Here is a 21,797-nt window from a genome sequence, read left to right on the forward strand (position 1 = left end):
AGCCCAGTCCCGCTCGATCGCCCCCCGCCGCCGCATCGGTCGCTGGCCATGCGCCCTTTCCCCGCGACGAGGTGAGATCAGGATAAGGGGGTCTGGAAGGGGTGAGGACAGAAATGGGTCGAGAAAGTTCAGGGCGTTGAAATCGTAGGTCTTTGTGTGCTGAACGCCGAGGATAAGCCGCCGGGGACATGCTCTCACGACAGGGCGGCGCCGATCGACCCACGGCCACGGGGTGAGTGCGTGTCCCCAACGTCGTCCACGGCGTCGTGAGACTTCGGCGCCGGACTCGGCGGGTCCGTTGGGGACACGCACTCACGGCGAGCGCCCTGCAAATCGGCCGGCGCCTTGCCGTGCGTGCATGTCCCCGGCTACGCCGGCAAACCCTCGAACACCTCGAGCCCCTCCGGGATCACCGCCCAGTCGGGCCGGCCCCTGACGAAGATCGCCACGGTCGGCCGGAACAGCGACGGGTCGTCCAGCGAGCCGGCGTAGATCGTGTGCGACTCGGTCTCGCCCACCGGCCCGCCGAACACCAGGCTGGCGCAGGTCGGGCAGCTGTTGCGCACCGCGTCGCTTCCACGCGCCGAGACGCAGGTGAAGGTCCGGGTCGGGGCGCTGAAGGTCAGGTCGACGGCGGCGAAGGCCATGAACGGGATGAAGCCCGAACCCGAGGCCTTGCGGCAGTCGGCACAGTAGCAATGGCCCATGAACAGCGGCCGGCCCCGCGCCGCGTAGCGCAGCGCCCCGCACAGGCAGCCGCCGGTGTAGGGCGCGTCCATCACACCACTCCCTTGGCCCGCAGGCCGGCGATCGCCTCGGCCGACAGCCCGGCCACCGCGCCCAGCACCGCGTCGGTATGCTCGCCCAGGGCGGGCCCCGGCCAGCGCACCCCGCCGGGCGTGTCGGACAGCCGGGGAAAGGCGTTCTGCATCTTCACCGTGCCGAACACGGGGTGGGCGACCTCGACGATCGACTGGCGGGCGGCGAACTGCGGGTCCTTCAGCATGTCGGGCGCGCGATAGACCCGGCCGACGGCCAGGCCGGCGTCCTCCAGCAGGGGCAGCAGCGTTTCGATGTCGTGCTCGACGGTCCAGCCGGCGATGGTGGCGTCCAGCTGCAGCTGGTTGACGCCGCGGGCGGCGTGGTCGCGGTAGCGCTCGTCCGTCGCCAGCTCCGGCCGGCCCATGGCCTCGCACAGCCGCTTGAACAGGGTGTCCTGGTTGGCGCCGATCAGGATCAGCTCGCCACTCCGGGTGGGATAGACGTTGGACGGGGCGATGCCTGGCAGGATCGCGCCGGAGCGTTCGCGGACATAGCCCGACAGGTCGTATTCGGTGATCAGGTTCTCCATCACCGTCAGCACGCTTTCGTAGATCGCCGCGTCGACCACCTGGCCCTTGCCGGTGCGCTGGCGGGCGTGCAGGGCCATCATCACCCCCAGGGCGGCGTTGAGGCCGGCCAGGCTGTCGCCGATCGAGATCCCGGCCCGGGCCGGCGGCCGGTCGGCCTCGCCGGTGATATGGCGCAGGCCGCCCATGGCCTCGCCGATCAGGGCGTAGCCGGCCCGGTGGGCATAGGGGCCGGTCTGGCCGAAGCCCGAGACCCTGGCCATCACCAGGCCCGGATTGGTCCGGGCCAGATCCTCATAGCCCATGCCCCACTTCTCCAGGGTGCCGGGCCGGAAGTTCTCGACCACCACGTCGGCCGTGGCGATCAGGGCGCGGGCGACGTCGCGGCCCTCCGGCGCGCGCAGGTCCAGGGTCACCGAGGTCTTGTTGCGGCCGATCACCGGCCACCAGGGCGAGTGGCCCCTGGGCTTGGTGCGGCCCCACTGGCGCATGGGGTCGCCGGCCTTGGGGTCCTCCAGCTTGATCACCTCGGCGCCGAAATCGCCCAGCACCTGGCCGCAGAACGGGCCGGCGATCAGCGAGCCCATTTCGATGACCCGCAGGCCCTTCAGCGGTGCGTCGGCCATGCACGTCTCTCTCCCTGCGATCACGGAACCATCACGGCCGCGTGAAGTTGTTTAGGCCTCCGAGGCGCAAGCGCGGCGCCCCGAACAATCAAATGTTCTAGAAAACCGCGCAGGGAAAGAAAGCCATGACCCGTAAGCTTCTCATCGTCGGCGCCGCCGTCGCCGCCCTCAGCGTCGCCGCCTGCGGCCAGAAAACCGACGAGACCAAGGGCGCCGCCACCCCGGCCGAACAGGCCGCCACGCCGGACGCCAACCCGTCGGCCACCGTCCCGACCCCGTCGGACGAGACCAAGGCCGCCACCTTCGTCGAGAAGGCCGCCGCCACCGACATGTACGAAATCGAGGCCGCCAAGGTCGCGGCCAAGCGCTCGACCAACGCCGAGGTGAAGAAGTTCGCCGCGATGATGGAAAAGGCCCACACCAAGACCACCGAGGACCTGAAGGCCGCGATCGCCGCCTCGGGCGCGGCGCTGACCCCGCCGACCGCCCTGCCGGCCGACCTGCAGGACAAGCTGGACGACCTGAACAAGGCCAGCAACGAGGACTTCGACAAGACCTATGCGGATGACCAGGTCGACGTCCACCAGGCGGCGCTGAACCTGATGCAGCGCTACGCCCAGGACGGCGACACCGCCGCCCTCAAGGCCTTCGCCGCTGCCACGGCCCCCGCCGTGCAGGAGCACCTGAACGAGGCCGAAGGCCTGAAGAAGGGCTTCGTGCACTAATCAGGACTGGAGCGGAGCGCGCCTCGGCGCGCTCCATCTGTCTTACGGGATCGCATAGGCGACCGTCGCCTTGGCGGCGGCGCGCTGGCGCGATTCCGACCAGACCAGCACCTCGGCCGTCGCGACCCGGCGGCCCAGCTTCAGCAGCGTCCCCTCGGCGTGGAGGTCGCCCGGCCGGGCGCCGCGCAGGAAGTGGATGGTCAGGGACGAGGTCACCGCCATGGCCACCTCGCCGATATGGGCCAGGACCAGGGCGTAGGCCGCCACGTCGGCCAGGCCCATCTGGGCCGGCCCGGAGATCAGTCCGCCCGGCCTCAGGGTCCGGCTGGCGAAGGCCTGGCGCACCAGCACCCGGCCGGGCTCGGCCTCGAGCACCTCAGGACGATGCGTCTCGGCCTCGGGAAAGGCCCTGGCCAGGAAGGCGTTGAGCGCCGCCGCGTCGAGCCTCAACGCCGCGGGATCGGGCGCGGTGCTCACCGCAGCTCGACCTTGGCGGTGTTGTCGTCGCCGTTGCGGTCGATGACCATGTTGTACGGATCCACCCCCGCCGCCTTGGGCAGGGTCCTGGTCACGAAGGTCAGGGTCTGGGTCCCCGAGCGGATCGTCCGGCGCTCGAAGGCCACGACCTTGTCGGCGCCGAAGCCCTTCTTGCCCGGCTCCAGGGTGAACAGGCCGACCGCCATCGGCTCGCTCATCGGCGCCTCGGTCTCCTGCCCCCGGCCCTGGGCGTAGAGCTTCTTGGCCTGCACCGTCAGGGTCACGTCGTAGCGGCCGTCGGACCGCTTGCGGGCCGTGGCCATCGTGGTCTTCAGGTCATAGAGGGTGATCTTCTCGAACAGGTCGGTGATCAGCGCCTGCTTGTCGGCCGGGGCGTGGCGGCGCAGGGCGGCGACCAGTTCCAGGGCGGTCGGATAGGGCGGGCCCTTGAAGGCGTAGGCCGCCAGCATCTCGCGCAGGGCGGCGTTGACCTTGTCCTCGCCGATCTCGTCGGCCAGCCGGTACATCACCAGCGAGCCCTTGTTATAGTAGATGTAGGGCTGGTTCTCGACCTGGCGCAGCGGCAGTTCCTCGATCACCTCGCCGCCCCGGGCCCGCAGGTAACGGTCCAGCTCGTACTTGAGGAACTTGCGGATCATCGGCTCGCCATAGGTCTTCTTCATCACCATCAGGGCCGAGTACTGGGCCAGGGTCTCGGACAGCGCCGCGCCGCCCTGCTGGTCGGCGCCGATCAGCTGGTGGGCCCACCACTGGTGAGCGACCTCGTGGGCCCCGACATAGGTGACCATGTCGATCTTGGTCGGGTCCTGGTACTTGGACACGAAGCCCAGGTTCTCGGACCACGGGATGGTGTTGGCGAACGACTGGGCGAAATTCTCGTAGGCCGGGAACTCCAGATAGCGCAGCTGGCGGAACTGGTAGGGGCTGAAATGGGCCTGGTCGTAGTCCAGCGACCGCTTCATCGAGGCGATCATCCGCTCGACGTTCCAGGCATGGGCCGGGTTGTAGTAGACCGACAGCTGGACGCCCTTGTACGGCTCGGTCCGCACCGCGTAGCGGGCCGACTGGATCGAGAAGAAGTGCAGGATCGGGGCCTCGGTCACGAACCGCGCCGTGCGCCGGTCGCCAGCCTTGCCGACCGGACCGCTCATGTCGGCCGACTCGCGCCAGGTGCGCTCCGACACCTTGTAGCCGGGAGCCATCGGCGTCTGGTCCGCGTCGGTGGTGACGGTGATGTCGGAGGTCACCCAGTCGCTGTCGCGGCGCAGACCGTTGAACTGGCGCGACGCGACGTCGCCCAGCCTGGCCGGCCGCAGCTCGGGCGGCAGGCCGTACTTGCGCCGCTTGGTGCGGTCGGTCAGCAGGCCGCCCCGGTCCATGCCCAGCGACGGGGCCAGTTGCTGGTCGTTGATGAAGGTGCCGTTGTCGACCATGCGGGTGTCGGGGCCGCTGTTGGGGAAGCCCAGGGCCACGCGGGCGGTGCTGAACGACATCGAGCGCCGCTCGCCCGGCTGCATCGGCGTGTCGAAGGCGAAGATCCGGTAGTTGAAGCGCTCGAAGGTCCGCTTGGGCCGGGCGCCCTCGATCGACAGGGCCAGCACCTTCAGGTCGCGGTCGAAGCGGACGTGGATCTCGCGCAGCGGCTTGTCGGTGCGGTTCTCGATCTCGTAGACGCCCTTGGTGTCGATGCGCGGGGCGCAGGGATGGATGTCGACGTCCAGCTTGACCGCGGTGATCTTGGGCTGGGGCGTGTTCTCGAACGGCAGCAGGGCCTTCTCGTAGTCGGCCGTCCAGCGCTCGTTGCTGATCGTGGTGCGGTATTCGTTCCAGACGTTGGTGTTCATGTAGATGAAGACGCCGACGCCGGCGAAGATCAGCAGGGCGCCGGCGGCGATCAGGCCCGGCGGCCCCATCAGCCGGCGCGGCAGGGCGGCCAGGCGCGGCCACAGCCGGCTCTCGGTCCCGCGCCGCCACAGGACGTGGCACAGCACCAGCAGCACCACGGCGAACGCCGCCCAGTAGAGGCGGAACCACCAGGCCCCGACCCAGAACCGGCTCAGGCCGTTGAAGTCGGAGATCGGCACGCCCGGCGCGCCGTCATAGAGATAGAGGTTGTGCTCCAGCCCCCAGCTGGAGGCGACGATCGTGCCGATGATGTAGAGCACCATCAGGCCCCAGCCGACGAACTTGTGCGGCGACAGCACCTGGATGAACACCGCCAGCGCCGCCAGCAGGACGCAGTCGGCGGCCTGGGGCAGCACCCACCAGACCAGGTAGTTGACCAGCTCCAGGTGGGTGTAGCCCTTGATCAGCTGGATGATCACCGCCACCACCACCCCGGCCAGGAAGGTCGACAGCAGCACCAGGCTGATGGCCAGGGTCTTGGGGACCACGAAGGCCCAGTCGGGGATCGGGGTGACGTCGATCAGCTCGTGGGTCTTGCGGTCCTGCTCGCGCCAGACCAGCTCGCCGGCGTAGAAGGCGGCGATGATCAGCGAGATGAACGGGAAGATGCCGTTCAGGGCCCGGATCATGGCGCGGGTCACGGGATAGATGGCGCCGCCATAGAGGCTGTCGTCGGCCACCCGCCACAGGTTGAAGATCGACAGGGCGGCGGCCAGGCCGACCAGCACCAGATAGGCCGGGCTGACGAACACCTGGCGGGCGTCGAGCCGGGTGCGGGCCCACAGCTGGGCCCAGCGGGACGGCGCCGCGAAGCTGGGGACCCCGTGGACGACCTCGGTCGGGCGCGGCGCCGCGACGGCGCCGGGCTTCTCGCGCTTGACCCGGGTCGCGCCGTCGCCCTTGCGCAGGTCGAACAGCCAGTAGGCCGAGGCGATGATCGCCAGGGAAATGCCGATCCAGATCAGGCGGTTGGCCAGCAGGTAGCCGGCCAGGGGCGGGATCCCCGTATTGCGCTCGGCCGCCGTCCAGTAGCGCACCGCTAGGCCGTAGGCGCCGCCGCCGAGCGGCTCCCACAGCGCCGCCACCTTCTCCAGGCCCGGCTGGCTGAGCATGGAGCCGCTGATGAAGGTGGCGATCATGAAGGCGATGACGCCGACATAGGTCCACATCATCGACCGCGTGACGGTGGTCACGGCGAAGAACACGGCCGAGGTCAACAGCAGCGACGGCAGGGCCAGGACGAAATAGGCGAATAGGTAGTGGTTCAGCACGAACGGGCCGACGCTGTCGGGATCGACCCACCACATCACCGCGCCCAGGACCATGCCGGCCGGGACCGCCAGGAACGACAGGGCCGTCGCGGCGAAGGCGCCGGCGAACCGGCCGTACAGATAGTCGAACTTGGTCAGCGGCGTGGAGCGCAGGATGCCGTCGAATCCGGTGTCCTCGTCGCGCACGATGATGTTGGCCACGAAGGCGGCCGTGATGAACATGTAGACCAGGGCGAAGAACAGGTTGGCGTTGGCGATCACCGTCGCCGCGTTCTTGTGCACGTTGGCCGTGGAGCCCAGCTGGACGATGTTCGGCGCGGCGACCGCCGCGAAGGCCAGCAGGAAGAAGATGATCACCCCGACCCAGAAGACGGGCTGGCGCGCCTGGTAGCGGAATTCGAAGGCGGCGACTTTTCCGAACATCCCCGCGCGCCCCGTCCCCTTGCCCATCAGGCCGCGCACCGGGTGCTGGACAGGGTGGAGAAATAGACGTCCTCCAGCCCGCCTTCGACCCGGCCGAAGCCGTCGCCGGGATCCTGGTCGGCCAGGACGTGGATCACCGTGCGGCCGGCCAGCAGGCGGGTCGAGATCACCTGGTGCCGGGCCTTGGCGGCCTCGAGTTCGGCCTTGTCGATGACCTTCTTCCAGATGCGGCCGTCAAGCTGGCGGACCAGGTCGGCGGGCGCGCCCTCCTTGACGATGCGGCCGTCGCAGATGATCGCCATGGCCGGGCAGAGGTCGGAGACGTCCTCGACGATGTGGGTCGACAGGATCACCACCACGTTCTCGCCGATCTCGGCCAGCAGGTTCAGGAAGCGGTTGCGTTCCTCGGGGTCGAGGCCCGCGGTGGGTTCGTCGACGATGATCAGGCGCGGGTCGCCGATCAGGGCCTGGGCGATGCCGAACCGCTGACGCATGCCGCCCGAGAAGCCGGCGATGGCCTTCTTGCGGACGTTCCAGAGATTGACCTGGTTGAGCAGGCTCTCGACGACGTCCTTGCGCGCCTTGGCCCCGGCGATCCCCTTCAGCACCGCCATGTGGTCCAGCATGTCGTAGGCCGACACCCGCGGATAGACGCCGAAGTCCTGCGGCAGGTAGCCCAGGATCCGCCGCAGCTGGTCGGGCGACTTGAGCACGTCGATGTCGCCGAAGCGGATATGGCCCGAGGTCGGGGACTGCAGGGTGGCGACGGTGCGCATCAGGGTCGACTTGCCCGCGCCGTTCGGGCCCAGCAGACCGTACATCCCGCGCTGGATCGTCAGGTTGACCTCGTCGAGGGCCTTCACGCCGTTGGCGTAGACGTGAGTCAGGTTCTCGATGATCAGCATCGTCGGTCCGAAGCCCCTTCGACGTCGGCATGGCGGGTTTTCGCCACAATTGCCTTCCCGTCATGCCTTGTCGCCGCCGGTGGGGGCAAGTGAAAGAACGTTTAGGCGGGCGTGATCGCCAGCATGTTGCAGGATCATGTCCTGACGAAGGTGACTTTTGGCGGACCGGGTTTGGGTCTAATCAGGCGCCATGACGCACTTCGCCTTTCCCCCGCCCGCCCAATCCACGGTTCCGGTCGAAGGCGGCGACTCCGTCTTTCCCGTGCGGCGGATCCTCTGCGTGGGCCGCAACTACGCCGCCCACGCGCGCGAGATGGGGGCCGACACCCGCGATCCGCCGTTCTTCTTCGCCAAGCCGGCCGACGCCGTGGTGATCGGCGACCAGGTCCCCTACCCGGTCGCCACCCACGAGCTGCACCACGAGATCGAACTGGTGGTCGCCCTGAAGTCGGGCGGCGCCAACATCGCCGTCGAGGCGGCGATGGGCCACGTGTTCGGCTACGCGGTCGGCGTCGACCTGACCCGGCGCGATCTGCAGGCCGCCGCCAAGGCCAAGAGCCACCCCTGGGACGCCGCCAAGGGCTTCGACGCCAGCGCCCCGATCGGCGCCATCATCCCGGCCGACCGGGCCCATCCCGACGGCGCGATCACCCTGTCGGTCAACGGCCAGCTTCGCCAGAGCGGCCAGGTCGCCGCCATGATCTGGACGGTTCCCGAGATCATCGCCGAGGCCTCCAAGCTGTGGACCCTGGCGGCGGGCGACCTGATCTTCACCGGCACCCCCGAGGGCGTGGCCGCCATCGGCCGGGGCGACCGGATCGAAGGCGCCGTCGAGGGCGTCGGCAAGCTCGCCTTCACCGTGGTCTGAGGCCTGGGCCATGCACCTCATCCTTCACGGCGCCTGGCGGTCCAGCGCGGCCTACCGCGTGCGGATCGGCCTGAACCTCAAGGGCCTGGCCTATGAGACCGCCCCGCTGAACCTGGTGGCCAACCAGCACCAGGCGCCGGCCTTCGCCGCCCTCAATCCCCAACGGCTGGTGCCGGCCCTGGAGGTCGACGGCCAGGTCCTGACCCAGAGCCTGGCGATCCTGGAGTGGCTGGACGAGACCGTGCCGGACCCAGCCCTGCTGCCGGCCGATCCGTTCGACCGCGCCCGGGTGCGCGCCATGGCCCAGATCGTGGCCAGCGACATTCATCCGGTGAATAACCTGCGCATCCTGCGGGCCCTGACCGAATTGGGTGTCGACGAGCCGGGGCGCGAGGCCTGGATCGGGCGCTGGATCACCGACGGCTTTTCCGCGCTGGAACCGATGATCGTCCGCCATGGCGGCGACTACGCCTTCGGCGACGCCCCGACCCTGGCCGATTGCTGCCTGGTCCCGCAGGTCTATAACGCCGAGCGGTTCAGGACCGACCTGACGCCGTTCCCCGCCCTCCGCGCCGTCGCCGAGCGCGCCCGCGCGCACCCGGCCTTCGCCGCCGCCCATCCCAACCAACAGCCGGACGCCATCCATGCTTGAAGACCTGAAGAGCAACAACCTGGCCTGGTCGCTGCGCAAGACCGAGGCCGACCCGCAGTTCTTCAAGCGTCTGGAGGGCCAGCAGAGCCCGGAATATCTGTGGATCGGCTGCAGCGACAGCCGGGTGCCGGCCAACGAGATCGTCGGCCTGGATCCGGGCGAGCTGTTCGTCCACCGCAACGTCGCCAACCTGGCCCCGCCGCAGGACGCCAACTACCTGTCGGTGCTGCAGTTCGCGGTCGACGTGATCAAGGTCAAGCACATCATGGTCGTGGGCCACTATGGCTGCGGCGGCGTGGCGGCGGCCATCGACGGCCAGCGACGCGGCCTGGTCGACCACTGGCTGCACCCGATCCGCGAGGTCCATGCCGAGCACCGGCACGAGCTGGACGCCCTGCCGACCCAGAAGGACAAGCTCAACCGCCTGTGCGAGCTGAACGTCATCCGCCAGGTGCGCAACGTGGCCTCCGACGTCTTCGTCCAGGACGCCTGGGCGCGCGGCCAGCAACTGTCCGTCCACGGCTGGGTCTATTCGCTGGGCAACGGCCTGGTGACGGACCTGAACGTCGGGATTTCGAGCCTGGAGGATTATGAGCGGGTCGCCAGCGGGGCGGGCTGAAACCGTCACGCGAAAAGGGGGGGGCGAGCCTGGCGACCCGCCCCCTCTCAGGCTCAAGAACCGCTGAAACCGTTAGGCCGTGCGGAACAGGCTGAGGATCGACGCGGACGACTGGTTGGCGATCGACAGGGCCTGGATGCCCAGTTGCTGCTTGGTTTGCAGCGATTGCAGCCGGGCGCTTTCCTTGGCCAGGTCGGCGTCGACCAGGTTGCCCACGCCGGCGTCGAGGCTGTCTTGCAGCTTGCCGACGAAGGTCAGGTGGGTGTCCAGGCCGGTCGAGCTGGTGCCCAGCGAGGCCAGTTTACTGGTCGCCGTGCCGATCGCGTTGCTGACCGTCGTAATCATCGTCTTGGCGGCCGCCGCCGTGGCGAAGGTCGAACCGGCGGTCAGACCCAGGCCGACCAGCGACAGGGTCTTGGACGAGACGGTGAAGCCCGAGCCGTCGGTATTGGCCAGGAAGGTCAGCTTGGTGGTGCTGCCGTCGGCGATGCTGACGCCGTTGAACTTGGCGTTGGTGACGGCCTTGGTGATCTGGTCGCGCAGGCTGTTGAAGTCCGACTTCAGGGCGTTGAACGAAGCGGTGTTCAGCGAGGTGTCGGAAGCGGCCAGGGCCTTTTCCTTCATCTTGCCCAGCAGGTCGGTGACGGTGTCGCCGGCGGCCAGGGCCACGTCGATGGTCGACTGGCCGCGTTGCAGCGAGTCCTTCACGGCGTTCAGCGAATTGGCGGTGGTCGACTGGTTCTTGGCCATCGCCCAGATCGCGCCGTTGTCCTTGGCGTTACCGACCTTCTTGCCGGTGTTGATCCGTTGCTGGACGATCATCAGCTCGGCGCTGGTCGTGTTCAGGTTCTGCAGGGCGATCATCGCCCCCGTGTTGGTGTTGATGCTATTCAAAGCCATTGCGGAAAGTCCTCGTTCAAGGTTCCGACGTCATTTTGACGGCCGAGAGCTTTTTGCCCAACCTTAGCAACGAACCACTTGTCTTTATGAAGAATGAATCGCCTCATTCTTAAGAAAAATGCGACCCGCGCTATTTCAGCACATCCATATATTTATTCTAGGATGACGGGATAAATTCTAACCATGTGACGATACGTCGCGAAAATGAAACCGTCATTTCTCAAATTTACTTCCCAAGGAATAGCGGGCTCGGCCTCGGCCTCGGGGCCAATAAAGACCTCAGCCGCCCTTGATCCGCACCCGGGCCGAGACCGACCGCCCCTGGCCGTCCACGACCTTCAACCGATAGAAGCCCGGCGCGGCGGGGCGCCAGATCACCTTGCCGCTGACCGGGTCGGAGGCCAGGGGCGCGCCGGCCACGTACCAAGTCAGGTCGTCGCCGCCGGCCGCCATGACCAGGCCGCGCGAGCCGGGGCCGACGCTGTCGACCTGCACGGTCGCGCCGTCGGGCGGGAAGATCAGGCGGGGGCCTTCGGAGGCCTGCTGCAGCCGTTGCAGGGCGCCCGGCGCGGCCTTGGGGGCGATCGGGCGCGGGGCGGCGGCCGGGGCGTTGATCACGTCGGCGACGTCGAACAGCAGCGGCAGGGCCGCGTCGCGCCCGGTTAGGCCGCCGCGGGCGCCGCCGTCGGCCCGGCCGGTCCAGACGATGATCGCATAGCCGCCGACCACCCCCGCCGCCACCGCGTCGCGGAAGCCGTAGGAGGTGCCGGTCTTGAAGGCCATGGCCGGCCCGCCCCGGGTCAGGGCCGAGGGCGCGCGGCCGCGCGGGGCGGGCGCCTCGCGCAGGATGTCCAGCACCTGGGCGGCGGCCTCGGAGCGGACGATGCGGGTCCCGCCCTGATGCTCGCGTCGCCGGGCCTCGGCCTCGGTGAAGGCTAGCGGCTTGGCCACGCCACCGTCGCCCAGGGCCGCGTAGAGCACGGCCATGTCGCGCGGCGTGATCCCCGCCCCGCCCAGGGCCAGGGCCAGGCCGGACGCCTTGATCGCCGTCTTCGGCCGCACCAGCCGCACCCCCGCGCTCTCCAGCCGGGCGGCGAAGGCGTCGGGGCCGATCTTCTCCAGGGTGGCGACGGCCGGCACGTTCAGCGAATAGGCCAGGGCCTCGCGGGCCGTGACCTTGTCGTGGAACACGTGGTCGAAGTTCTCGGGCTGGTAGTCGGAGAAGCGGGTGGCGGCGTCGTCGATCTGGGTGTCGGGGGCCAGGGCGCCGTCGTCGAAGGCGAAGGCGTAGATGAACGGCTTCAGGGCCGAGCCGGGCGAGCGGATGGCGCGGGTCAGGTCGATCCAGCCGCCGGGCCGCTCGCGCCCGGCCGAGCCGACCAGGGCCCGCACCGCCCGGCCCTTGATCTGGACCACCAGGATGGCGGCTGTGACGTCCGGCCCCTGGGATGCGGCGACGGCGGCGGCCATCGGCTCCAGCCGGGTCTGCAGGTCCGCGTCGATCGTCGAGACCACGCTGGGCTGGCTGGCCGGGGCGGCCAGGGCCAGCTCGCCGGCCGCGTGCCAGGCCAGGGTCGGGAAGGCCCCGCGCCGGGGCAGGGGCTCGCCCTCGGCCTCGCTGGCGGCGGCCTCGGTCAGGACATGGGCGCGGACCATCTTGTCCAGAACGGCGCGGCGGGCGCGGCGGGCGGCCTCGGGCCGGCGATCCGGGCGGCGGGCCTCGGGCGACTGCGGCAGGGCGATCAGCAGGGCCTGCTCGCCGTCGGTCAGGCTGGTCGGCTCGTGACCGAAATAGGCCAGGCTGGCGGCCCGCACCCCCTCCAGGTTGCCGCCATAGGGAGCCAGGGTCAGGTAGAGGGCCAGGGTCTCCGTCTTGGTCAGCCGGGCCTCCAGCTGAACCGCGCGGACCATCTCGATCAGCTTGGAGCCGAGGTTGCGCGGCCGGGGCTCCAGCAGGCGGGCGGTCTGCATGGTCAGGGTCGAGGCGCCGGAGGTGGCCCGGCCATGGACCACCGCCGAGCCGACGGCGCGAACCAGGGCCAGCGGGTCGACGCCCAGGTGGCCGTGGAACCGCGCGTCCTCCACTGCGATCAGCCGCTTCTGAAACGTGGGATCGGTCCGCGCCAGGTCGGCCCGCACCCGCCAGCGCCCGTCCTCGACCGGCAGGGCGCGCAGCCATGTCCCGCGATGGTCCAGGACCACGGGAGACGAGCGCCGGGCCCGGGCCATGTCGGGCGGGAAGGCGGCGCTCAGCGCGTAGAGCCCGACCTGGACGGCGACGAAGGCGACGAGAACGCGGGTGAGGCGGGGGATCATGGGTTCATACTGTTTCGGTCTCGCCAGACCCTCTAACCGCCGTCATCTCCCGACTTGTTCGGGGGACCCAAGCTGAGGTGGTCGCACTGATCCGCCGCTTGGGTCCCCCGCATAAAGCGGGGGATGACGACTATCTGCATCCGCGGTTCAAGAGCTACTGCCCCGGCGCCACGGTGATCCGCCCCGCGTCCGACCGGGCGTTCAGGCTGGGCCGGTACATGTCCTTGGCGACCGCCCCGGGCAGGAAGAACTCGCCCGGCGTCACGGCCCGCGCCACATAGGCCATGGCGAACGGCTTCTCGCCGCCCAGGTCGAGCGCGGCGATGTAGCGGTCGTCGCGGCTTTCCTGGACGTCCGGATTGGTCAGCTCGCCCAGGAACTTGAACGGCCCGTTCTGGGCGTCGTCGGCGCCCAGGGTGGTCTCGATCTCGAAGCCGGCCGGCAGGGCGTCGTCGACCACCAGGGCGGTCGAGCGGGCCTGCATCGAGCGGCCGGAGACCAGCACGATCACCCGGTCGCCCTGGTGGATCTGGGCCGGGTCGATCGCCCCGCCGTTCATCGAGAACAGCCGCTTGGATACCGACAGGCCGTTGGCCTCGCCCCCCGGAGCGGCGACCGGCGTGCCGCGGACGCTGACCGTCCGCCACAGGGCGCCCTTGCCGGTGTTGACGAAGCGGGCGTCGGCCAGCTTGCCCACCGCCCAGCGCGGCGCGCCCCCGGCGGGCGGCAGGGCCGTCACCCCCTGGGCGTCGATGCTGATCGGCCCGGCGGCCTTCAGCAGCTGGTAGGCCGCCGACAGCACCGCCGCCTGCTCCTGGGTGTTCAGGGCGTCGGGATCCTTGACCACGTTCTCCAGCCGGCCCTGCAGCTGGCGGGCGATGTCGCCCTGGCCGGCCTGGACCGCCAAGGCGGTGACGGCGGCCACGTCGCGCAGCGGGCTCTGGTACCAGTCGGCGTCGTCGCGCCAGCCCAGCGAACGGACCGCCTGGCGCATGGCCGACCGCGCCCGGGCCTGATCGCCCATCAGGGCCAGGCCCGCCGCCACCTGGGCCTTGGCCAGGGGCTGGTCCTCGTCCTTCATCTGCACGTCGTGCCACCAGCGCAGCCGCGCCAGGTCGCCGCGCCCGGCCTTGGCCATCACATAGAGGGCGTAGGCGCTGGCCCGGCGGCGCATGCGCTCGGTCGCCTTCTTGGAATCGTCGGGCGAGCGGCCCCACCATTCGGGATATTCCAGGCGGTAGGACACCGAGCTCCAGCCGTCGGGGCGACTGATCTGGCGCATGGCGTTCAACGCCTTGTCCATCGCCTCGTCCGGCACGGCGATCCCCTGGGCCTTGGCGTCGATCAGGAAATCGGTGGCGTAGGCGCCCAGCCAGGCGTCGGCCTCACCGTCGCCGACCCGCCAGAGGCCGAAGGCCCCGTCCAGGGTCTGGCGGTCCAGCAGCTTGCCCACCGCCCCGGCCAGGATCGCCGGATTGCGCTTGAGCTTGGGATCGCTGGACACGCCCTGGGCGTACAGCAGCGGATAGGCGGTCGAGACCAGCTGCTCGGTGCAGCCGTAGGGATAGCGCTGCAGGGCCACCGCGATCGCCGAGGGGTCGAAGCCCCGGAACGGCGAATAGCTGACCTGCAGGGTGATGTCGCCGGCCGCCAGGCCCGACAGCAGCTGGGCGTTGGGCGTGTAGCTCATGCCCGGCTGCTGCAGCTCGGTGGTGGTGCGCACCACGTCGCCCCAGCCCAGGCGGGTCTGGATCGGATAGTCCTTGGCGGTCTGGAAGTCCGGTCCGATCACCTTGAAGCCGACCTTGCCGATCCCCGTGACGGTGGGGGCCAGGAACGGGATCTTCTCGGCGATCCGCTGGCCCAGGACCAGGGTGATCACCTTGCGGAACGCCACGGCGATGCCGTTGGTGGCGTTGGCTTCCACCGTATAGGCCCCGGCCTTGCCCTCGACATTGTGCAGCTCCAGCGTGGCCATCGGCTTGTCGCCGGGGGCCAGGAAGCGCGGCAGGTTGAGGTCGGCGACCACCGGCTGGCGCACGGTCATGGCCTTGGAGCCCGAGCCGACGGCGGTGTCGGTCCAGGCCACGGCCATGATCCGCAGTTCGCCGTTGAAGTCGGCGGCCGGCAGCTTGACTGTCGCCTTGCCGTCCAGGCCGGTCTCGACGATCCCCGACCACAGGGCCACGGTCTTGATCGGCGTCACCGTCAGCCCCTCGCCGCCCAGCTCGTCGGCGCCGAAATTGACGTTGGCCGGCGCGCCCATGTTGGGGTCGAGCAGGCGGCCGTAGTCGTCGCGATAGTTCAGGGTCAGGGCCCGCTTGCCGAAGTACCACTTGGCCGGGTCGGGGCTGTCCTGGCGGGTCAGGCGCAGGATGCCCTCGTCCACGGCCGCGATGGTGACCTTGGCCCTCTGGCCGAAGCCCAGGCCCTGGACCTTGATCGGCACGTCGACCGGGGCCTTGCTGTCCAGCTTCACCGGCGTGCCGATGTCGACGGTCAGCTTGCGGCCCTTGGGATCGAGCGGCACATAGATCAGCCCCAGGGCCCGCTTGGGCTTGGGCGAGCTGACCGGGTCGCGCGGCTGGATCACCGTGACCATCACATAGGCCCCGCCGCCCCAGGCGGCCGAGGTCTTCAGGCGCACGGTGGTCCCGTTCTCGCCGACGCTCAGGGTCTTGAAGTCGATCAGCCGGTCGGTGGCCACCGCCACCTGGGCCTGGCCGGCATAGGGCGACTTCAGGGTGATCTCCACCGTGTCGCCCTGGGCGTAGGCCTTGATCCCGGCGCTGACCCGCACGAAGTCGGGCGCCTCGCCCTCCTTGGCCGGCGAGCCCCAGCCCGACGAGAACTTGGTCACGGTCTTGGACCCGTCCGGGCCCTCGACCACCAGGCGGTAGTCGCCCCAGCCGAGGCGGCGGTTGAAGCGCGCGGGCTGGCCGGCGCCGATGGTGACCGCGGCCTTGGCCACCACCGCGTCGCGGCTGGTGCGCCGCCATTGCCAGCGGCCGTCCTGCTGGAACCAGTCGTAGTTCCAGTTCTCGCTGATCAGGGTGTAGGTGGCGGTCGAGGCGATGCGGGCGCCGGCGGCGTTGACCGCGATCATCTCCAGGCTGACCGGCGGGTCGCCGCGCCCGGCGTCGCCCTGCTCGACCTTGACACCGTAATAGACCGGCTTGCCGCGCACCTTCAGTTCCATGCCTTCGCGCACGGGACGGCCGCCGGGCTCGAACACCGAGGCGGTCACCGCCGCCACCAGCGGCTGGGCGGTGTCGCCGGCCTCGGTCGTGGCCAGGTTCAGCACGGCGTGGCCGTCGCCGTCGGTGACGGTCGTGCCCAGCTCGATGAACTTCTCGTCGAAGGGCGTCAGGTCGTCGCCCCATTCGTAGCCCTTGTATTGCGGGAACGGATCGGTGTCGGTGCGCAGCCGCGCCTCGCCCTGGGTCTGCAGGCCCGCCCCCGGCGCGCCGTAGAGGAAGCGGGCCGAGACGTCGATCTTGCGCTCCTGGCCGGCCGCGACCGGCACGGACTCCTGGCCCGTGGCGGTGACCGCCAGCCGTTGCGGGGCGAAGTCCTCAACGCTGAAGCTGAACGAGCCGGCCTCGGCGTCCGACCCCTCCATCTTCAGCACCGCCGTCCAGCGGCCGCGCGGCGCGCTGCGCGGCAGGGCGATGTCGGCCAGCACGGCGCCGGCGTCGGCGCGGCTGAAGTTGTAGCGCTTGAACTCCACGCCCGAGGGCCGCTTGACCAGGATGTAGCCCTTGCGGTCGTTGACCGCCTTGGCGAGGCGATCGCGGACCATGGCCGTCAGGTGCACGGTCTCGCCCGGGCGATAGATGCCGCGGTCGGCATAGAGATAGCCGTCGATGTCGGTGCTGAGCGCCCGGCCGCCATCGGACTCGGTGCGGCCGCCGACGCCCTGCTTGGACAGGTCGACCGGCGAGCGGTCCAGGTCCAGCACGGCCAGGTCGCCCTGGTCGCCATAGGCCATGACCATCTTGGCCCGCGCCGCGCCGTCGCCCTCGAGCAGGGCGTGGGCGAAGCGCGCCCGGCCGTCGGCGTCGGTCTTGGCCACCGCCAGGTCCTCGCCGTCCTTGGCCACCAGGGCCACGCGGACGCCGGACACGGTCTTGGCGGTCTTCAGCGAGCGGACCACGACGTCCAGCGACTCCGCGCCGTCATAGCCGATCAGCGCCATGTCGGTGAACATGATCCAGCGGCGGGCCTGGGCCGGCGTCGGGTCGCCCTCGCCGTCCGGATCGCGGCCGCCCGACGCGTCGCGCGCCTTGATCACATAGCCGCCCGGCTTCATTTCCTTCAGCACCGCGCCCAGCGGGAAGACGGTCGTGGCCTTCTGGCCGGCCTGGCCGTCGACATTGATCACGCCCTTCCAGACCTGGCGACCCTCGTCGTCGGGGCTGTCGTCGCCATAGTCGCTGGCGTAGTCGCCCTCGCCCGTCGGATCGGGCGCGCCGATCGACTTGCGCACCAGGTTGCGGTCCGAGACGCGCCAGACCTCGATGGCCAGCTTGGAGACGTTCATGGTCTCCAGCGCCACGCCGTCGGACTCCTCGCGCGGCAGGATCACCCCGTCGCCGGCGAAGCCGACATAGGGCGGCTTCTCGCCGAAGGTGAAGTCGACGTCGGCATTGGCGGCCAGGGTCTCGCCGCCCCGGCCCGGCAGGCCCTTGAGCAGGGTGACGCGGTGGTCGGTGAAGCCGACGCCGCCGATGCACAGCTCGTCATCCTTGACCCGTACGGCCGGCTGGCGGCCCAGGTCCGGCGAAATCAGCACGAAGTCGGCATAGGCCTTGGACGGGTCCAGCGGCTTGCTCATCTGGACGCAGGCCATGGGCTCGGCGCCGGAGCTGTCGATGCGGCTGCGCCAGACGGCGAAGCCTTCGGGCTTGGGGATCCCGCGACGCGGGGCGCTGGCCGAGCGGGGCTTGCCGAACAGCGACCAGGCCTGGCCCTTGGGAGCCTCGGCCGTCGCCGCCTTGTGGCCGAACCAGCCGAAATCGGCCACCTTGCCGACGGCGAAGCCGCCGCCGAAGCCGGCCGCCAGGGCGGCCGCGCCGACCGCGACCAGGGGCGACTTCAGGCCGGACGGGATCCTGGCCTTGAAGGCTTCCCAACGGGACGTCTTGGGCTCGTGGCCGCCTTCCGGCGGCGTCTCGTCCGTCGACATCCCGGGCCTCCCCAACTTTAGCGTGTCAGGGGGGACTTGAACCTAAGCCGGGGGAGGGGTCAACGGGTCTAGGCGTCGAACGCCACCACGCCGCTGGCCAGGTCGTAGGTGGCCGAGACGATCTTCAGTCGGCCCTCGGCCAGCTTCTCGGCCAGGGTCCCGTCGGCCACCTTCAGGCGGGCGGCGACGTCGCGGACGTTCTGGTGGATCGCCGCGTCCTGCAGGTCGGCCGGGTGCTTCTCCTGCGCCTCCAGCACCGCCGGGATGATCGGCAGCACCATGTTCAGCAGCGAGCCATGCAGGTCGGCGTGCTTGGTGGCCACGTCCACCGCCGCGCCGACGGCGCCGCACTTGCTGTGGCCCAGCACCACGACCAGCGGGGCGCCCAGGTGCTCGACCGCGTAGACGATCGAGCCCAGCCCCTCCTGGCTGACGGTCGAGCCGGCGACGCGGACCACGAACAGCTCGCCCAGATTGCAGTCGAAGACCAGTTCGGGGCCGACGCGGCTGTCGCTGCAGCCGACGACCACCGCGAACGGCTTCTGGCCCTTGGACAGTTCGGCGATCCGGAGCATCGACGGCAGGACGATGCTGGCCCCGCCGCGGGCGAAGATGGCGTTGCCCTGCTTGAGGCGGCCCAGGGCCTCGTCCGGACTGACCAACTGGGGCGGATGCACCTCGGCCGGCTCGACCGCGTGGGGATCCTCCAGCGGCTTGACCTGGGCCAGGGCCTTGTCGAGCGCGGCCTTGTCGGTGGTCTGGGTCTTCAGGGCCCGACGCGTGCGGCGGCCCTTGCGGGTCAGAACCGACGGCGTGGCGGATCCGTCGCCCTCGGCCCAGGCCAGGGCGGGCGCGGCGAGGCCGGACGCCAGGGCGCCCAGCAGCAGACGTCTCGAAACCATCTCATCCCCCGACGAGCGCAACGACAGTGGCCTACAGTTCTGCCAGGGGAAGGTTAACCCCGCCGCAACGCCGGCCTGGCTTCAGAGCGGCAATTCGACACGCTTGACCACCGTGCGCATGGCGATCGACGAGCTGACCCGGACCACGCCCGGGATCCGCGTCAGTTCCTGGGCGTGCACCCGCTCCAGGTCGTCAACGTCGGCCACCACCAGCCGCAGCAGATAGTCCGAACCGCCGGTCATCAGGTAGCACTCGGCCACCTCGCGGACATTGGCGACGGCCTTCTCGAACGCGCTGAGCGTCGCCTCGGCCTGGGACGACAGGGTGACAGTGACGAAGACGCTGAGCGGCAGCCCCACCGCCCGCTCGTCGATCACCGCGGCGTAGCGCCCGATCACCCCGGCCTCCTCCAGGGCCTTCACGCGACGCAGGCAGGCGGATTCGGAAAGATTCACCGCCTCGGCCATTTCCACATAGCTGGCCCGGCCCCGCCTCTGGAGCAGGTTCAGCAGCTTGCGGTCGAAGGCGTCGAGGTTGACCGCAGGTTTCTTCACCACAAGGGCTCCGTCGTGATGGAATCCTGCATATCACGGTTCTGGGCGCATGAAACTCCCCAGGAACCTGCATGAACTCGGGCGTAAACCAGCGTCAAAAGCCACCTGGAGGAGACTATCATGCGCGTTGGAGTGCCTTCCGAGATCAAACCGGGCGAACACCGGGTCGGCCTGACCCCCACCGCCGTGCGCGAATATGTGGGCCATGGCCACGCGGTGCTGGTCCAGGCCGGCGCGGGCCTGGGGGCCGGCTATGGCGACGACCTCTACGTCAAGGCCGGGGCGACCATCGCGCCCGACGCCGACGCGGTGTTCGCGGGCGCCGAGCTGATCATCAAGGTCAAGGAACCGCAGAAGGTGGAGTGGGAGCGCCTGACGCCTCGCCACATCCTGTTCACCTACCTCCACCTGGCCCCCGACCCGGCCCAGACCGAAGGCCTGCTGAACAGCGGCTGCGCGGCCATCGCCTACGAGACCGTCACCGACGCGCGCGGCGGCCTGCCGCTGCTGGCCCCGATGTCGGAGGTGGCCGGCCGCATCGCGGTGTTCAGCGCCGCCGAGACCCTGCTCAAGCACAATGGCGGCATGGGCCTGCTGCTCTGCGGCGTGCCCGGCGTGCCCCCGGCCCGGGTGGCGGTGCTGGGCGGCGGCGTGGTCGGCTCCAACGCCGCGCGCATGGCCGCCGGCCTGGGCGCCGAGGTGGTGGTGCTGGAACGCTCGATCCCCCGCATGCGCGAGCTGGACGACCTGTACCAGGGCCGCATCCTCACCCGCTATTCGACCCTGGCGGCCGTGGAGGACGAGATCCTCAAGGCCGACGTGATCATCGGCGCGGTGCTGACGGCCGGGGCCGCGGCGCCCAAGCTGGTCAAGCGCGAGCACCTGTCGAAGATGAAGCCCGGCTCGGTGCTGGTCGACGTCTCGATCGACCAGGGCGGCTGTTTCGAGACCAGCCACCCGACCACCCACGCCGAGCCGACCTACACGGTCGATGGCGTGGTGCACTATTGCGTGGCCAACATGCCCGGCGCCGCGCCGCGCACCTCGTCCGAGGCCCTGGGCAACGCCACCCTGCCGTTCGGCCTGGCCCTGGCCGACCACGGCCTGGACGCGCTGAAGAGCAACGTGCACCTGGCCAAGGGCCTCAACGTCCTGGCGGGCCAGCTGACCCACCCCGCCGTGGCCGAGGCGCTGGGCAAGGCGTCGGTGGATCCTTACGGGGCTTGGAAGTAGGGGGGCGGCCCCCCCCCTCAGTCGCTTCGCGACAGCTCCCCCAGAGGGGAGCATCCGCACGACAGAGATCCTCCCCCTCTGGGGGAGGTGGCCTGGAGGGCCGGAGGGGGTTCTCTCCGGCCTAGGCCGCGAACCGGCCCAGGTCCTGGTGGCTCTCCACCAGGTCCAGCACGTCGTGCATCGAGAAGCCCGGATCGGCCGCGTACAGCGCGTCGTAGATCGAGCGGGCGAAGGCCAGGTCCGCCGGGGTCTTGACCCGCCAGTCGTAGTGCGACCAGTCGCGATGGGCCTTCAGGTGGGCCTGGCGGAAGCGGTCGGGCCGGGCGCGGATGGCGGCGGTCGGCGAGATCATGGCCAGCGGGTCGCGAACCTCGGCGGCGGCGATCCGCAGCGCCTCGACCGTGATCACCTCGACCTCGAGGCCGGCCGGGAAGGTGCGCTCCACGCGGTTGGAGGTGTAGGCCGCGCCGGTGGCCTGGGCCAGGCGGACGGCCTCGTCGATGACGGCCGGGTCGACGAACGGCGCGTCGCCCTTGATGCGGACAATGTGGCTGACCGGGCCGGCGGCCTCGGCGCAGCGGGCGATGCGGTCGAGGATGTCGCTGCCCGCGCCGCGGTGCACGGCGTAGCCGCGCGACACCACCAGTCCGGCCAGGCCGTCGTCGGCGGCGTCGCTACTGGTGGCGACGATGATCTTGGTCAGGCGCCGGGCGCCGCGCAGCCGCTCCAGCTGGCGCAGGATCATCGGCTGGCCCTGGAGGGTGGCCACGGCCTTGCCGGGCAGACGCTTGGAGCCCATGCGGGCCTGGACGACGGCGAGGATCATGGCGTTCGGCTCCCTCTATGTTCCCCAGCTCTTGTC

At 70.0% G+C, this 21,797-nt stretch carries 16 protein-coding genes and 1 pseudogene; 6 read left to right on the forward strand and 11 right to left on the reverse strand.

The features are described from left to right. Positions 1 to 86 (forward strand): annotated as a pseudogene (locus AC07NX_RS21820) (hypothetical protein); the annotation flags it as partial. A 282-nt stretch (positions 87 to 368) separates the two neighbouring features. On the opposite strand, the gene AC07NX_RS21825 reads toward AC07NX_RS21820, so the two are convergent. Both AC07NX_RS21825 and AC07NX_RS21830 read right to left on the reverse strand, forming a co-directional pair. After that, positions 369 to 779, reverse strand: coding sequence for a GFA family protein (locus tag AC07NX_RS21825; RefSeq protein ID WP_494644683.1), 411 nt, complete (start codon positions 777 to 779; stop codon positions 369 to 371). Then, complete coding sequence (locus tag AC07NX_RS21830; RefSeq protein ID WP_494644685.1) at positions 779 to 1,975, reverse strand: CaiB/BaiF CoA transferase family protein; 1,197 nt, start codon at positions 1,973 to 1,975, stop codon at positions 779 to 781. Before AC07NX_RS21830 ends, AC07NX_RS21825 begins: the two co-directional genes overlap by 1 nt. A 125-nt stretch (positions 1,976 to 2,100) precedes the next feature. On the opposite strand from AC07NX_RS21830, the gene AC07NX_RS21835 reads away from it, so the two are divergent. After that, positions 2,101 to 2,700: a DUF4142 domain-containing protein gene (locus tag AC07NX_RS21835; protein WP_494644686.1), complete on the forward strand. Its 600-nt coding sequence runs from the start codon at positions 2,101 to 2,103 to the stop codon at positions 2,698 to 2,700. A gap of 42 nt (positions 2,701 to 2,742) precedes the next feature. Here the strand turns inward: AC07NX_RS21835 and AC07NX_RS21840 are convergent, their stop codons facing one another. The 3 genes from AC07NX_RS21840 to AC07NX_RS21850 are packed head-to-tail and all read right to left on the reverse strand — an operon-like array spanning position 2,743 to position 7,702. Further along, the gene (locus tag AC07NX_RS21840) at positions 2,743 to 3,177 is read right to left on the reverse strand and encodes a PaaI family thioesterase (protein ID WP_494644688.1); all 435 of its coding nucleotides are present in this window, start codon (positions 3,175 to 3,177) and stop codon (positions 2,743 to 2,745) included. Then, positions 3,174 to 6,797: an ABC transporter permease/M1 family aminopeptidase gene (locus AC07NX_RS21845; protein ID WP_494644689.1), complete on the reverse strand. Its 3,624-nt coding sequence runs from the start codon at positions 6,795 to 6,797 to the stop codon at positions 3,174 to 3,176. Before AC07NX_RS21845 ends, AC07NX_RS21840 begins: the two co-directional genes overlap by 4 nt. A gap of 26 nt (positions 6,798 to 6,823) precedes the next feature. Then, a complete protein-coding gene (locus AC07NX_RS21850) occupies positions 6,824 to 7,702 on the reverse strand; it encodes an ABC transporter ATP-binding protein (RefSeq protein ID WP_494644691.1) in 879 nt (292 codons plus the stop codon). A 190-nt stretch (positions 7,703 to 7,892) separates the two neighbouring features. On the opposite strand from AC07NX_RS21850, the gene AC07NX_RS21855 reads away from it, so the two are divergent. Genes AC07NX_RS21855 through AC07NX_RS21865 form a run of 3 tightly spaced genes read left to right on the forward strand, consistent with a single transcriptional unit; the run spans position 7,893 to position 9,841 of the window. Beyond that, positions 7,893 to 8,570 (forward strand): fumarylacetoacetate hydrolase family protein, encoded by a 678-nt coding sequence (locus AC07NX_RS21855; protein WP_494644692.1) that lies wholly within the window; start codon positions 7,893 to 7,895, stop codon positions 8,568 to 8,570. A 10-nt stretch (positions 8,571 to 8,580) separates the two neighbouring features. After that, on the forward strand, positions 8,581 to 9,222 hold the full coding sequence (maiA, locus tag AC07NX_RS21860) for a maleylacetoacetate isomerase (RefSeq protein WP_494644693.1): 642 nt from the start codon (positions 8,581 to 8,583) through the stop codon (positions 9,220 to 9,222). Next, a complete protein-coding gene (locus tag AC07NX_RS21865; RefSeq protein WP_494644694.1) occupies positions 9,215 to 9,841 on the forward strand; it encodes a carbonic anhydrase in 627 nt (208 codons plus the stop codon). The genes maiA and AC07NX_RS21865 overlap by 8 nt, the downstream gene beginning before the upstream one ends. A gap of 72 nt (positions 9,842 to 9,913) precedes the next feature. Here the strand turns inward: AC07NX_RS21865 and AC07NX_RS21870 are convergent, their stop codons facing one another. From AC07NX_RS21870 to AC07NX_RS21890, 5 genes are all read right to left on the reverse strand, one after another. Next, positions 9,914 to 10,741, reverse strand: a complete 828-nt coding sequence (locus AC07NX_RS21870; RefSeq protein WP_494644695.1) for a flagellin — start codon at positions 10,739 to 10,741, stop codon at positions 9,914 to 9,916. A 279-nt stretch (positions 10,742 to 11,020) separates the two neighbouring features. After that, positions 11,021 to 13,057, reverse strand: coding sequence for a penicillin-binding protein 1C (gene pbpC / locus AC07NX_RS21875; protein WP_494644697.1), 2,037 nt, complete (start codon positions 13,055 to 13,057; stop codon positions 11,021 to 11,023). 154 nt (positions 13,058 to 13,211) lie between these two features. Further along, positions 13,212 to 18,245, reverse strand: coding sequence for an alpha-2-macroglobulin family protein (locus tag AC07NX_RS21880; RefSeq protein ID WP_494644698.1), 5,034 nt, complete (start codon positions 18,243 to 18,245; stop codon positions 13,212 to 13,214). Positions 18,246 to 18,313: 68 nt separating this feature from the next. Then, complete coding sequence (locus AC07NX_RS21885) at positions 18,314 to 19,147, reverse strand: carbonic anhydrase (RefSeq protein ID WP_494644699.1); 834 nt, start codon at positions 19,145 to 19,147, stop codon at positions 18,314 to 18,316. An 81-nt stretch (positions 19,148 to 19,228) separates the two neighbouring features. Beyond that, positions 19,229 to 19,702: an Lrp/AsnC family transcriptional regulator gene (locus AC07NX_RS21890; protein ID WP_494644700.1), complete on the reverse strand. Its 474-nt coding sequence runs from the start codon at positions 19,700 to 19,702 to the stop codon at positions 19,229 to 19,231. 120 nt (positions 19,703 to 19,822) lie between these two features. Between AC07NX_RS21890 and ald the strand changes: the two genes are divergently transcribed. Next, a complete protein-coding gene (gene ald, locus AC07NX_RS21895; RefSeq protein ID WP_494644702.1) occupies positions 19,823 to 20,935 on the forward strand; it encodes an alanine dehydrogenase in 1,113 nt (370 codons plus the stop codon). A 121-nt stretch (positions 20,936 to 21,056) separates the two neighbouring features. On the opposite strand, the gene AC07NX_RS21900 is transcribed toward ald, so the two are convergent. After that, positions 21,057 to 21,761: a glycosyltransferase family protein gene (locus AC07NX_RS21900; protein WP_019847614.1), complete on the reverse strand. Its 705-nt coding sequence runs from the start codon at positions 21,759 to 21,761 to the stop codon at positions 21,057 to 21,059. Positions 21,762 to 21,797: the final 36 nt, after the last annotated feature.

This window comes from Caulobacter sp. GW821-FHT09A05, from assembly GCF_059418465.1.